The following is a 12,790-nucleotide window of genomic DNA, read 5'->3' on the forward strand; positions in this document are numbered from 1 at the left end:
ATGGGGGCGGGGCCGGGGCGGCTGCTGCGCCGGCATGTGCTGCCCAACATCGTCTCGCCGGTCATCGTCAAGATGTCGCTCGACATGGGCTTCGCCATCCTGACCGTGGCCTCGCTGGGCTTCGTCGGCATCGGCGTGAAGCCGCCGACGCCGGAATGGGGTTCTCTTCTCTCGGTCGCGCGGGCGAACATGCCGGATTATTGGTGGACGGCGATCTTCCCGGGGCTGGCCATCTTCCTCGCCGTCTTCGGCTTCAACCTGCTGGGCGACGGCTTGCGCGACCTGCTTGACCCCAAGGCGCGCCGCTGATGGCCCTGCTCGAAATCCGCGACCTGCACCTGCATATGCGCTCCTTCGATGGCGAGGCGCATGTGCTGAACGGCATCGACCTGACCGTCGACCGCGGCGAGATCTGGGGCATCGTCGGCGAGACCGGCTGCGGCAAGTCGCTGACCGGCCTGTCGATCTCGCGCCTGGTGCCGACGCCGCCGGCCCGCTACGCGCGGGGCTCGATCCGCCTCGATGGCGAGGACCTGTTGCAGGCCGACGAGAAGCGGTTGCGCGCGCTGCGCGGCCGGCGCATCGGCATGATCTTCCAGGACCCGACCACCAACCTGAACCCGGTTTTTCGCGTCGGCGAGCAGCTGCTGGACGTGGCCCTCCATGCCGGGCGCTCCGATCCGGCGCTGCTGGGGCTGGCGCCCGGCGCCTCGGGGCGGGCGCTGCGGCGGGCGGCGCGGGAATTGTCGCTGGCCATGCTGGACCGCGTCGGCATTCCCAACCCCGCCGCGCGGCTCGACGATTATCCGCACCAGTTCTCCGGCGGCATGAAGCAGCGCGTGCTGATCGCCATGGCGCTGATCGGCCGGCCTGACCTGCTGATCGCCGACGAGCCGACCACGGCGCTCGACGTCTCGGTGCAGGCGCAGATCCTGCGGCTGATCCACGACCTGGTGCGCGAGCACGGGCTGGGGGTCATGTTCATCACCCACAATCTCGGCGTGGTGGCGCAGCTCTGCAGCCATGTCGCGGTGATGTATGCCGGCAATGTGGTCGAGGCTGGGCCGGTGCGCGACGTGCTGAAATCGCCGCGCCATCCCTATACCAACGCGCTGCTGGCCGCACTCCCCACCGCGGGGACGGTGCGCGGCGCGCTGCAGGGGCTGGCGGGGACGGTGCCCTCGCTGCTGGTGCCGCCGCCGGGCTGCCGCTTCGCCAACCGCTGCCGCCTCGCCGAGCCGGGCTGCGACGCCGGCACCCCGGCGCTGGTCGGGCCAGAGGGCGGGCATCGCGTCGCCTGCCCGGTGGTGCTGCGCGGGGAGGCCGCCTGATGCTCGAGGTCGAAGGCGTCTCGAAACTCTATGGCGGCGAGCGGCGCGGCTTCTTCGGCCGGGCGCCTGAAGTCCAGGCCTTGTCCGAGGTTTCCCTGTCCGTCCGCCGCGGCGAGAGCTTCGGGTTGGTCGGCGAAAGCGGTTCCGGCAAGACGACGCTGACCCGCTGCCTGTTGCGACTGGAAGAAATCTCGGCCGGGTCGATCCGCTTCGACGGCGCCGATGTGGGAAAACTCTCGGCGGCCGGCCTGCGCGACCTGCGGGCGCGCATCGGCATCGTCTTCCAGGACCCCTATGCCTCGCTGAACCCGCGCATGAGCATCGCCGAGATCGTCGGCGAGCCGATGGAAATCCATCGCGCCCGCCTCGGCCTCGACGGGCGCGGGCGGCGCGACCGGGCCGCCGAGCTGCTGGAGCGCGTGGGCCTCGGCCCGCAGCATCTGGGGCGGTTCCCGCATGAATTCTCCGGCGGCCAGCGGCAGCGCATCGGCATCGCGCGGGCGCTGGCGACGGGGCCGGATTTCCTGATCCTGGACGAGCCGACCTCGGCGCTCGACGTCTCGGTGCAGGCGCAGGTGCTGAACCTGCTGCACGACCTGCAGGCGCAGCTCGGCCTCACCTACTTCTTCATCAGCCACGACCTGGGCGTCATCCGCTATGTCTGCGACCGGGTGGCGCTGATCTATCGCGGCCGGCTGGTCGAGGAGGGCGTCACCGAGGCGGTGTTCCAGCACCCCGCCAGCGACTATGCCCGCAGCCTGATCGCCGCCATGCCGGACCCCGACCCGGACCGCTCGCCCTTCCGCTGACGCGCGCGCGGGCTGACAGGGGGGCCGCTGCGTGTATTCTCGCAAACCATGCCCGCCGCGCCCGACGCCTCGATCGACCTCGCCGCCTTTCCCGCCGCCGAAGGCGGCGCGATGCATTTCAACGGCCGCAGCCTGGGCTCGCCGGAAGAGGCCTTCTGGGCCTGGCGCCGCATCGCCGGCATCTTCTTCGATGTCGCCCTGCCGCGGCCCGACGCCATGGCCGGCTTCGCCGCCGAGATGGAAAGCCACAACCTGGGCGGCGTGGTGATCGGCCGCATCGCCGCCAGCGCCCAGGTGTTCCGCCGCAGCGCCTTCACCATCGCCCGCACCGGCATGGACCACTACCTGGTGCAGCTGTACCGCCAGGGCGGCTATGCGGGGCTGGCGGGCGAGCGCAGCCTGCTGGTGCGGCCGGGCGACACCAGCATCCTCGACATGGCGCAGACGGTGCATACCGAGGCCAGCGACTTCGAGAACATCACGCTCGTCATGCCGCGCGCCAGCCTGGCGCCGCTGGTGCGCAGGCCGGAGGCGCTGCATGGCGTGGTGCTCGGCGGCGACACGCCGCTGGGCCGGCTGCTGGCGGACCATCTGGTCGGGCTGCAGGAAAGTGCTGCCCAGCTGAGCCAGGCCGAGGCGCAGCCGCTGATCCAGGCCACCGCCATGCTGGTGGCCGCCTGCGCCAGCCCCGCCATCGCCGCCCGGCCCGAGGGGCAGGAGACGGTGCATGCGCCGTCGCTGGTGCTGATCCGCCGCTTCATCGAGGGCAACCTGGCCTCGCCGGAGCTGTCGCCGGAGCTTTTGACAAAGCAGTTCGGCGTGTCGCGGCCGACGCTGTACCGGCTGTTCGAGCCCTATGGCGGCGTCGCCAGCTATATCCGCCGCCGCCGCCTGGACCGCTGCTTCCAGGAGATCACCGCCCCCGTCGCCGAGCGCCGCCGCATCGCCGAGATCGCCTATGGCTGGGGATTCCGGAACGAGGCGGCCTTCAGCCGGTCCTTCCGCGAAGCCTTCGGCATGTCGCCGCGGGAGGCGCGGCTGGCCCGCGCGTCCCGCCCCGCCGGGGTGCCCGGGGGGGAGGGGGTGCCGGCGACGACGGATTGGATTAGGCGGTTGTGAGAGCGTCAAGAAAACGCACTAAAAACCAAATGCCAATCGATCATATCGGCAGATCAACTTCCGATGCGAGGACCGGTATGGTTCGACTTCGAAGGAGTTTTCTCTGAGAAATTTCAGAAGAACGGCTAGGTTTACTTCTTCTTTTGGTTGGAAAGGAAGCATCAGAAGAGCTTCCTGAGCAGAGGACGATTTTTCTATGATAGAGGCGGTATCTAGGCGAGAAAATTCTCGACTATATCTGCGCGCGTAGCTTGGGAGAGTATACTCCGCCGACTTCATCTTTTTGTAGACTTTTTTGGCGCCTTCGTACTTTGAGGAGTTTAAAGATTCTTCAGATTCAATACCGGCAGCTTTTAAATATCTAAATAGTGGAAGAAACGTTCTGTTGGACCGACCGTATCCTGGAAATGCAGATTCTAACAAAGATTCTGCGAAAAAATTAGATGTTTCTAGCAAAGCGTCATCGAATACATCATCCGCCGATACGCCGGCATACCCCTTGCTGGTAAGAGCACTTTCTACTTTTTGATTTAACTTCTCTTCTGTCGCGATTTGTTTTTTGGCCACGCCAACGCCGACAACGAATTCTATTTCAGACGCAGAATCGATCTCCTCAAAATCAACAACTGCTAGCTTATTCTCACTTCCTGACGGCGTATGAACTAATTCATACATCTGCTCTTTGAAGAATCTCAATATTCTTGCGGGTATTTTTCTCTTGTTACCCGTCAATGCGGCATAAATTTGATTGAAATCACTTACGCGGGCAACGGTCAGCGTAACGCTGAAGTCGTCGTATTGAATTGTATTCTTCTCTATGGCTGCGGTTTCTCCATCGTCCGCCCTTTGAACAAAAATAAGGTTTTCTTGGAATCTCCCAATTTTTTCTTGCGGCAAGCATTTTGCGATTGAGGTAATGATTGCTCGAATGTGCGGATCTGATATCGAATAACCAAGGAAAATTATTGGATGCTCAACAAATATAGTGACTAATTTTGCCGCCAAATAAGGGTTTCGGTCTGAGAATTCTTTATAATCTTCCGAGGTCAGCACTAAGCTCTGAGGAGCACTCGAACATCCATGTATCTTGTAAATTTCACCGATAGCTTGCGGATTTGAGAATAACAGCTCTTGCTGGCCAATAAATACCTTATATTCTGGAAATAATTCCTCCAGCAATGAATCCCAGTTTGTTGTAATAATCCCATCGACTTGGATTTCAGAGAGACTAGAAACTTCCTGTCCAGCCGCAGATGTTCGGGCGGTCTCGAGTGAAAATTCTTTGATGTACTTAGAAATTTCAATCTTGAGTGCGTCAGATTTTACTTTTGCGAGCGACCCAAATTCATCGCGGCTCGCCTTCGAATCAGGCGATGACCACCACCACTCATTATAATCATTAGCCATTAATGACGCTGTTAACGGGAGATCTCCATTAGATTGTGAAAAATAATAACCCAAATCTTTTATGGGCGCGCAAAATTTTCTTAGAAGTCCAGACCAATCTTCTAACCCCAAGTATCTTCTAGAAAATCCAGAACCAACAAAAAGAAAAGGAGAAGATATATTCCTCTCCATGATCTCCTTTATCTTATTAGAAACTTCACTCATGTGGCCTCTCGATGATTGTCTTGAAAAGACTCTACCATGGCGTCACCGCCGAAGGGCAAGGCTTGTCAGCGGCACGCCGTGGCCCTGTCACACCAACTGCCTCTCCGCCAACTCCCTGAACACCCCCCCGCGCTCCATCAGTTCCCCGAAAGAACCGCTCTCCACGATCCGCCCCTCGTTCATCACCAGGATCCGGTCCGCATGTACCACCGTCGACAGGCGGTGGGCGATGACCAGGCGGGTGGCGTTCAGCCGGTCCAGGCTTTCGGTCACCACTGCCTGGGTCCGGTTGTCGAGCGCGCTGGTCGCCTCGTCCAGCAGCAGGATGCGCGGCCGCGCCACCACCGCGCGGGCCAGCAGCACGCGCTGCACCTGCCCGCCCGACAGGGTGCTGCCGGAATCCGAGATCACCGTCTGCATCCGCATCGGCATGGCGCGGATGTCGTCGCCCAGGCCGACCTGATCGGCGGCGGCCCAGGCCTCGGCCTCGGTCAGGTGCAGGTTCGGCCCCAGGATATTGTCCAGCAGCGACCCCGGCAGCAGCCGCCCGCCCTGCAGCACCACGCCCAGCTGCCGGCGCAGCGCCTGCGGGTCCAGCCCCTGCAGGTCCTGCCCGTCATAGAGCACCGCCCCCGATTGCGGCGTCTCGAAGCCCAGCAGCAGCCGCAGCAGCGTCGACTTGCCGCTGCCCGACGGGCCGACGACGGCGACGTATTCGCCCGCCGCGATATTCACGGAAAGATCGTCGAACAGGGCCGGCGCGTCGGGGGCGTAGCGGAAGGTCAGCCGGCTGAGCTCCACCGCCCCGGAGATCCGCCCCGGATCGGCGCGGCCGCCGCCGGTTTCCGGCACCGCCTGCAGGATCGGCGCGGCATAGGCATAGACCGGCCGCAGCCCGGCGATCTGCACCGCCGTCGCCATCAGCGCCGTCAGCCCGCCCAGGCATTGGCTGAAGGCGTTGAGGAACCCCAGCAGCGCGCCCAGCGCCAGGCCGCTGCCCGGCTCGCCCGCCCCCGGCCCCAGGCCCAGGGCATGGATGGCGCAGAACAGCGCGGCGGTGGCCAGCGGCAGGCCCAGCCCGTTCAGCAGCTCGGCCAGGCTTTGCGTCTGCTCGGCCAGGAAGCGCTGCCGGGCGAGGCGCGCCTGCAGCCGCGACCAGCGCAGGAAGGCGCGGTGCTCGGCGGCGGCCAGGCGTAGCTTGGCGATGCCGGTGGCCAGCTGCAGCAGCAGCCCGGCGCTGTCGCCGGCCAGCCTGACCACGTCGCGCTCCTGCCGCAGCCGCAGCCAGCCGAGCACGATGCCGGGCACCAGCAGCACCAGCAGGCAGGCGAGCGCGACCAGGGTCAGGGCGGGCGAGTACCAGGCCATGATGCCCAGCGAGATCAGCGCCAGCCCGCCGGTCATCAGGCTGCCGATCATGGCGCCGCCGGCGGCCTGCTGGATCGCCTGGATGGCCAGGGCGCGCTTGGCCAGCACGCCGGCGTTGTGGTCGCGGAAGAAGCGCATCGGCAGCCGCAGCAGCCGGTCCAGGATGGCGGCCTGCAGCCGGCTGCCGGCATGGCCTTCCAGGCGCAGGGCTGCGATCTGCACGGCGTAGCGCAGCAGCAGCATCACCGCCGCCAGCAGCCCCAGCACCAGGCCGAGCTCGACCAGCTTCGGCAGGTCATGCGCCGGGATGACGGTGTCGACCAGCACGCCGGTGGCCAGCGGCAGGCCGAGGTTGAGCACGCCCGCTGCCAGCCCGAGGCCCAGCATGGCCGCCGCCTCGCCGCGCCCGTCCCGCAGCACGCGGCCGATGATCGCGAAGCCCCCCAGCGGCCGCGCCGGCAGCGGCAGGGTCAGGCTCAGCGCCTCGCCGCGCAGCGCCGCCGCCTGGTGGGACGACAGCGCAGCAACCTGGCCCAGTACCGGGTCATAGGCGCGCCAGCCGCCGCGGGCGCCCTGCGGCAGCAGGGCCAGCGGCGGTTCGGCCGGGCGCAGCAGCAACAGCGGCCCGGCATCGCGCCGCCACCAGCCTGCCTCCAGCTGCACCGGGCGGCTGCGCAGCCCGTTGGCGCGCAGGATGTCGTCCAGGCCCGGCGGCTGCAGCGCGCCATGCAGCCGGCGTGGCGGCGGCGGCACCAGCACGCCGCCCAGCGCCGCCACCACGGCGCCGACGGCGCGCGACAACGGGTCCTCGCTGTCGGTCGCGGCCTCGGCGGGCAGCGCGCGGGGGGCGGCCAGCGGCGCCGCCAGCCGGTCCAGCGCGGCGCGGCCGGCGGCCAGGTCCGCCTCGGCCCGGGCGCGCAGCCGGTTGGCCTCGTCCACCGCCGCCAGCCGCAGGTTCAGCGGCAGGATCTCCAACAGCTGCCGGTGCAGCAAGGCGAGGCCGTCCCAGGCCGCGCCGGTGGCCAGCGCGGCGGCGGTGTCGCGGCTGGCGAGCGGGGCGGCCTGGGTCAGCTCCAGCCAGGCGCCGGCGGCCAGCGGCAGGGTCTCGCCCGCCGCGACCTCGCCGGTGTCGAGGAAGAAGCCAGGGGCGGGCAGGGTGACCCAGCCCAGCCCCTGGGCGCAGCCGATGCGCTGGCCGGGCAGCGGGTCGATCCGCTCGCCGGGGCGGAACTGCCCGACCAGCCGCGGCCGCGGCGCGATCGGCCGGGCCATGGCCAACGACAGGCCCCGCGCCCAGGCCTCGACCGGGGCGGCCAGCGGCGGCAGGTCGGGCAGGGCGCGGAGCGCCGCGACCGGCAGCTCAGCCACGACGCTGCCGACCTGGCCCACCGCCAGCAGCCCGACCGGCGCCGGCAGGTCGCTGCCATCGAGGCCGAACAGCAGCCCGCCGGCCGGGATGGCGAACAGGTGCTGGCGCAGCCCGGCCGGGCGGCCGTCCTCCAGCGGCACCAGGAACAGGTCGACCTCGCCCTCCAGCACCAGCCAGGCGCTGTCGGCACGGTCGAGCAGCAGCGGCCGGTTGCCGGCGACCGCGACAGCGTCGCCGAGGGCGGCGGCCAGGGCCTGGCGCAGGGCGGCGGGCATCGGCGTCAGGCCTCGATCAGCTGGGCATAGGCGCCGCGGGCGGCCAGCAGCGCCTCATGCGTGCCGCGCTCCAGCACCTTGCCGCGGTGCATGACGATGATCTCGTCGCAGTCGCGGATGGTCGACAGCCGGTGCGCGATGATCAGGCAGGCGCAGCCGCGGCGGCGCAGATTGTCCATGATCCGCTTCTCGGCGATCGGGTCGAGCGCGCTAGTGGCCTCGTCCAGCACCAGCAGGCTGGGGCTGGCGACCAGGGCGCGGGCGATCTCCAGCCGCTGCCGCTGGCCGCCGGAGAAGTTGCGGCCGCCTTCCTCGACGGCGCCGTCATAGCCGCCGGGGCGGGCGACGATGGTGTCGTGGATCATGGCGTCGCGGGCGGCGGCGATGATGGCGGCCTCGGGCATGGTGTCGTCCCAGAGGGCGATGTTGTCGCGCAAGGTTCCTTCGAACAGCACGATGTCCTGGTCGACCACCGCCAGGCTGTCGCGCAGCAGGCGGCGCGGCAGGGCGCCCAGCGCCGTGCCGTCGAGGCGGATCTCGCCCTGCCAGGGCGGGAACAGCCCGGTGACCAGGCGGCCGACGGTCGACTTGCCGCTGCCCGAGGCGCCGACCAGCGCCACCCGCGCGCCCGGCACCAGCTCCAGGGAGAAATCCTCGATCAGCGGCGGCTCCAGCGGCGAATAGCCGAAGCTGACGCCGGCCAGGCTCAGCGCGCCGCTCAGCCGCTGCTTGCGCCCGTCGGGCGCGGCGACGCCGTCGAATTCCGGCGCCTCGGGCTGCAGCAGGACGTCTTCCAGCTGGTCGACGACGCCGCGGGCGGATTGCAGCTGCACCGCGCTCAGCATCAGCAGCCGCAGCGGCACGGCGAGCCCGGCCTGCAGCAGCTGGAAGGCGACCAGCGTGCCCAGCGTGATCCGCCCCTGCATCACCAGCCAGCCGCCCAGCAGCAGCACCAGCGCGGCGCCCAGCTGGGCCAGGAAGTCGGGCAGGGTGACGAAGCCGGCCGAGAGCCGCCCGGTCTCCTGCTGCTGGCTGGCGACCAGGGCATGCTGCCCGGCCCAGGCGGTGAAGAAGGGCCCGTCGGTGCCGGTGGCCTTCAGGCTTTCGATCAGCTGCAGCCCCAGCATGGTCTTGGCGCCGAGCTTCACCTGGTCCAGCGCCGCCTTCTGCTCGCGCGCCTCGATGCGGCGGCGGGCCAGCAGGAACAGCGCCAGGTTGCCGCCCGCCGCCAGCGCCGCGACCGCGGTCAGCGCCGGGCTGTAGAGCAGCATGGCGGCCAGGAAGACCAGCACCCCGAGCCCCTCGGCCAGCAGCACGCCGAGGTCGCGCGCCGCATGCTGGCCGAGCGCGGTCGCCAGCTCCGCCCGGCTGCCGATGCTGCCGGCATAGCGCTGGGTGAAGAAGGGGATCGGCAGCCGCAGCATGCGCCAGACGAAGCGGGCCGAGGCCGACAGCGTCACCCGCGTCGCCAGCCGCCGCAGCAGCACCCCTTTCAGCCAGGCGAGCCCCCCCTGCAGCAAAGCGAGCGCGACGAAGCCGGCGACCAGCCATTCCAGCCAGTCGACCTGGCCTTCCAGCAAATACTGGTCGATGAAGATGCGGGTGAAGGCCGGCAGCAGGATCGCCGCCAGCACCAGGCCGAGGGCGGCCACCCCGATCGCCGCCAGCGCGTCGCGCGCGCCCTCCAGCTGGCCCCAGAGCCGGCCGGCGATGCCCGGCGGCGCGCCCTGACGGCGGAAGTCGGGGCCGGGGGTGAAGGTCAGCACCACGCCCGAATAGGCGGCGTCGAACTCCGCCTCCGACACCGCCCGCCGCCCGCCGGCGGGATCGTTCAGATGGACGCGGCCCTTGGAAAAGCCCTCCAGCACCAGGAAGTGGTTCAGGTTGACGAAGACGATGGCCGGCTTCGGCACGCTTCTCAGCGCTTCCAGCTCGTAGCGGAAGCCCTTGGCCTCCATCCCGAAGCTGCGCGCGGCGCGCACCACGTTGCCGGCGCGGCTGCCGTCGCGGGAGACGCCGCAGGCCAGGCGCAGCTCGGCCAGCGGCACCCAGCGGCCATGCGTCGCCAGCACCATGGCCAGGCACGCGGCGCCGCATTCCACCGCCTCCAGCTGCAGGATGGTCGGGCTGCGGCGGCGCGCGGCCGAGGCGGGCAGGGTGGCGGCGGGCAAGGTCGCGGAGGCCATGGTGCTCAGCGCAGGCCGAGCCGCGCCAGCAGCCGCTCCGCCTCGGGCAGCAGCAGGGCGATCAGCGGGATGTCGTCGACGACGATGCGGCCCTCGGCCGGGGTGCCGTTGCCGATGGCCAGCGCCGGCCCCTGGCCGGTCGACCAGCGATAGCCCGAGGGCGTGGCGGCATCCGGCAGCAGCCGGACGGTGGCCTGCACCGGCGCGCCCTGCCGGGTCAGCTGCTCGACCAGGGCGGAGTTGCGCAGGGTGCGCTGGATGCCTTCGCGGGTCGCGGCGATCGGCGAGACCGACAGGATGACGCCCTCGATGAAGCCGTCGCGCTGCACGCGGATGGTCGAGGGGATCACCTGCACCCGCATCCCCACCCGCACCCGCTTGCCATCGGCCGGCGGCACATAGAGCAGGCCGACCAGGCTTTCCGCCTCGCGGGCGCTGCCGGCCAGGAAGCGCAGCAGCGGCGCGCCGGCCTCGACCCGTTCGCCGGCGCTGACGACCTGCTCGACCAGCAGCCCCTCGGCCGGCGCCAGCACCTGGCCGCGGCGGGCGAGCTCGGCCTCGGTCCAGGCGATCTCGCGCGCCACCGCCGCGCGCCGCACGCCGAGGTCGAGCAGCTCGCGCGCGGCGCGGATCCGCTCGCCCTCGCTGTCGGCGGCGATCTGGACGAGGGCGGCCTCGGCCTCGCTGCGCTGGCTCTGCACCTCCTGCGCCTGCTGCCGGGCGGCCAAAAAGCGCTCCCTCGTGCCGAGGCCGCGGGAGAAAAGCCCCTGCTGGATGCTGGCCATCTCGGCCATGGTGGCCTCCAGCGCGACGAGGGCGGCGCGGCGCTCGCGCAGGCTCTGCTCGCGCGCCGTGGCCAGCCGCCCGCGCGCCGCCGCCTCGCCGTCGAGGAAGGCGCGCACCCGCGCCTCCTGGTCGTCCAGCGTCGCCGCCTCGGTGCGGCGGCGCGACAGGTCGGCCTCCAGCTCCGGCTGGTCGAGCAGCGCCACCGGCTGGCCGGCGGCGACCCGCTCGCCGGGCAGCGCCAGCAATTGCCGCAGCCGCCCCGTCGCCGGCGCCACGACATCGCCGACGCCGCCGGCCGAGAGCAGCACGCCCTGCGCCACCGTCTTCACCGCGGCGGTGGAGACGATGCTCCAGACCAGCCCGGCCAGCAGCAGGAGAAACAGCACCGCCAGAGCGGGCCAGGCCAGCGAGGGGGTGACGCGCAGGACCCGGTCCAGCTGCTCCGGGCTGGGCGGCCGGACCAGGCTGCCGCTCAAGGCCCGGGGCCGGCGGGCTGGCCCAGGCAGCTCAGCATGAAAGCCAGCTCGGAGATTTCTGTCTGAGCGCCGCCGCTGACGCCATCCAGCGCCTCGACCGACAGCTCGCCATTGGTGGAAAACTCCTCGCGCAGGCGGCGGACATGGCTGCGGATCTCGGCGGCGCTGGTGGCGATGCCGTGCCGCGCGCCCAGCCGGTCGAGCAGCTCGGCCGCCGCATCCAGGTCGCGCAGCCCGGCCAGGCCCGCCGCCGTCTCCGGCTGCTCGGCGAAAAGCTGGCGGAAGCTGGCCATGACGTCATCCGGTCGCATCCCGCACCTTCCCCCGGGGCCCCCGCGACTCGCGGGCGGCCTGCATCGATCTTAACCGGGGCGCAAACCGGCCGCCCGGCCGTCCGGCTCATAGTTTTTGCCCGCGGTTGCAAATTTACGGCGGATGCATCTCAAAACGCCAGGGGCCGCGGCAGACAAGGCTTCACCCTGGCCGTCCGGCCGTGGCATGGGCAAGGATATGTGGCCCACCTCCTTCTGCCGTCTCGAGCAGGCCTGGTCCGGCCTGGTGCCGCCCGGGCTGGCCGCGACCCTGCGGCACCGGCTGGCGCTGTCCGGCGCGCCGCCGATGGTGCTGCGCGTCGCCTTCCTGGGCGGCACGGCAGGCGCGGCGGTGGCCGTGCCGCAGGCCGGCGGCGGGGTGGAGCTGATCTGGCTGGGGGTGCGGGCCAGCCTGCGGCGGCGCGGCATCGGCGCCTCGCTGCTGCGGGCGGTGCGCACCACGGTGCCGGCGCGGCCGCTGGAGACGCGCTGGAACCCGCCCGAGGAGCAGCCGGATCATTTCGGCGCGCTGATGGCCTCGGCCGGCGCCGTGGCGCGGCCGGCCGGGCTGGTGGTCAGCCTGTCGCCGACCCTGGCGTCGCACCAGCTGGCGGCGCTGCAGGCGCGGCTGCCGCCGGCGCAGGGCGAGCTCTGCGACTGGGCGGCGCTGAAGCCGGCGGCGCGGGCGGCGCTGCGCCAGGCTCTGGACCGGGCGGCGCTGGACCAGGGGGCGATCCCCTCCGGCCTCGACCCCTTCATGCTGGCCCCGGCCTGCGCGCCGGAGCTCAGCCTGGCCTGGCTGGTGGAGGGGCAGGTGCAGGGCTGGGCCATGGCGGCCTGGACCGCGCCCGACCGGGTCTGGGTGCATGCGGTCTATGGGCTGGCGCCCGGGCGGCGGGCGCGGCAGAGCCTGCCGCTGCTGATCGCCCTGCTGCGGCGCCAGGCGATGCGCGCGCCGGAGGGCCGCTGCGGCTGGGAGACGCCGGACCACCAGGTGGCGATGCTGCGCTTCATCCGTCGCCGCGCCGTGGCGACCGGGGCGCGGCTGATGCCGCGGCTGCAGGCGCGGCTGGAACCCTGGGAAATGTCCCCCCCGAGCCTGACAACGCCACGGGCCTGACAAAGCCGCGGGCCTGACAAAGCCGGGCC

10 protein-coding genes are annotated in these 12,790 nt (G+C 70.0%); 5 read left to right on the forward strand and 5 right to left on the reverse strand.

Annotation, left to right across the window (positions count from 1 at the left end; all coding sequences use genetic code 11):
• The 4 genes from GVN67_RS10450 to GVN67_RS10465 all read left to right on the forward strand — a co-directional run.
• Positions 1–309: ABC transporter permease (locus tag GVN67_RS10450; RefSeq protein ID WP_159995553.1), on the forward strand; the 309-nt coding region annotated here is incomplete at its 5' end.
• On the forward strand, positions 309–1,331 hold the full coding sequence (locus tag GVN67_RS10455; protein ID WP_159995555.1) for an ABC transporter ATP-binding protein: 1,023 nt from the start codon (positions 309–311) through the stop codon (positions 1,329–1,331). The genes GVN67_RS10450 and GVN67_RS10455, both read left to right, overlap by 1 nt.
• Positions 1,331–2,140 carry an ATP-binding cassette domain-containing protein gene (locus GVN67_RS10460; protein ID WP_159995557.1) on the forward strand — a complete coding sequence of 270 codons (810 nt, stop codon included), beginning with the start codon at positions 1,331–1,333 and terminating at the stop codon, positions 2,138–2,140. The genes GVN67_RS10455 and GVN67_RS10460 overlap by 1 nt, the downstream gene beginning before the upstream one ends.
• Before the next feature lie 48 nt (positions 2,141–2,188).
• Positions 2,189–3,259, forward strand: coding sequence for a helix-turn-helix domain-containing protein (locus GVN67_RS10465; protein ID WP_159995559.1), 1,071 nt, complete (start codon positions 2,189–2,191; stop codon positions 3,257–3,259).
• Positions 3,260–3,277: 18 nt separating this feature from the next.
• Here GVN67_RS10465 and GVN67_RS10470 read toward each other — a convergent pair whose 3' ends face one another.
• From GVN67_RS10470 to GVN67_RS10490, 5 genes are all read right to left on the reverse strand, one after another.
• Positions 3,278–4,870: an SIR2 family protein gene (locus GVN67_RS10470; protein ID WP_159995561.1), complete on the reverse strand. Its 1,593-nt coding sequence runs from the start codon at positions 4,868–4,870 to the stop codon at positions 3,278–3,280.
• Between the two features lie 87 nt (positions 4,871–4,957).
• Complete coding sequence (locus GVN67_RS10475; protein ID WP_159995563.1) at positions 4,958–7,882, reverse strand: NHLP bacteriocin export ABC transporter permease/ATPase subunit; 2,925 nt, start codon at positions 7,880–7,882, stop codon at positions 4,958–4,960.
• Between the two features lie 5 nt (positions 7,883–7,887).
• Entirely contained in the window at positions 7,888–10,068 is a 2,181-nt protein-coding gene (locus tag GVN67_RS10480; RefSeq protein WP_159995565.1) for an NHLP family bacteriocin export ABC transporter peptidase/permease/ATPase subunit, read from the reverse strand.
• Positions 10,069–10,073: 5 nt separating this feature from the next.
• On the reverse strand, positions 10,074–11,330 hold the full coding sequence (locus tag GVN67_RS10485) for an NHLP bacteriocin system secretion protein (protein ID WP_159995567.1): 1,257 nt from the start codon (positions 11,328–11,330) through the stop codon (positions 10,074–10,076).
• The gene (locus GVN67_RS10490; protein ID WP_159995569.1) at positions 11,327–11,641 is read right to left on the reverse strand and encodes a hypothetical protein; all 315 of its coding nucleotides are present in this window, start codon (positions 11,639–11,641) and stop codon (positions 11,327–11,329) included. Before GVN67_RS10490 ends, GVN67_RS10485 begins: the two co-directional genes overlap by 4 nt.
• Before the next feature lie 187 nt (positions 11,642–11,828).
• Between GVN67_RS10490 and GVN67_RS10495 the strand changes: the two genes are divergently transcribed.
• Complete coding sequence (locus GVN67_RS10495) at positions 11,829–12,761, forward strand: GNAT family N-acetyltransferase (RefSeq protein WP_159995571.1); 933 nt, start codon at positions 11,829–11,831, stop codon at positions 12,759–12,761.
• Positions 12,762–12,790: the final 29 nt, after the last annotated feature.

This window comes from Roseomonas sp. 18066 (genome assembly GCF_902706185.1).
Taxonomy (GTDB): domain Bacteria; phylum Pseudomonadota; class Alphaproteobacteria; order Acetobacterales; family Acetobacteraceae; genus Pseudoroseomonas.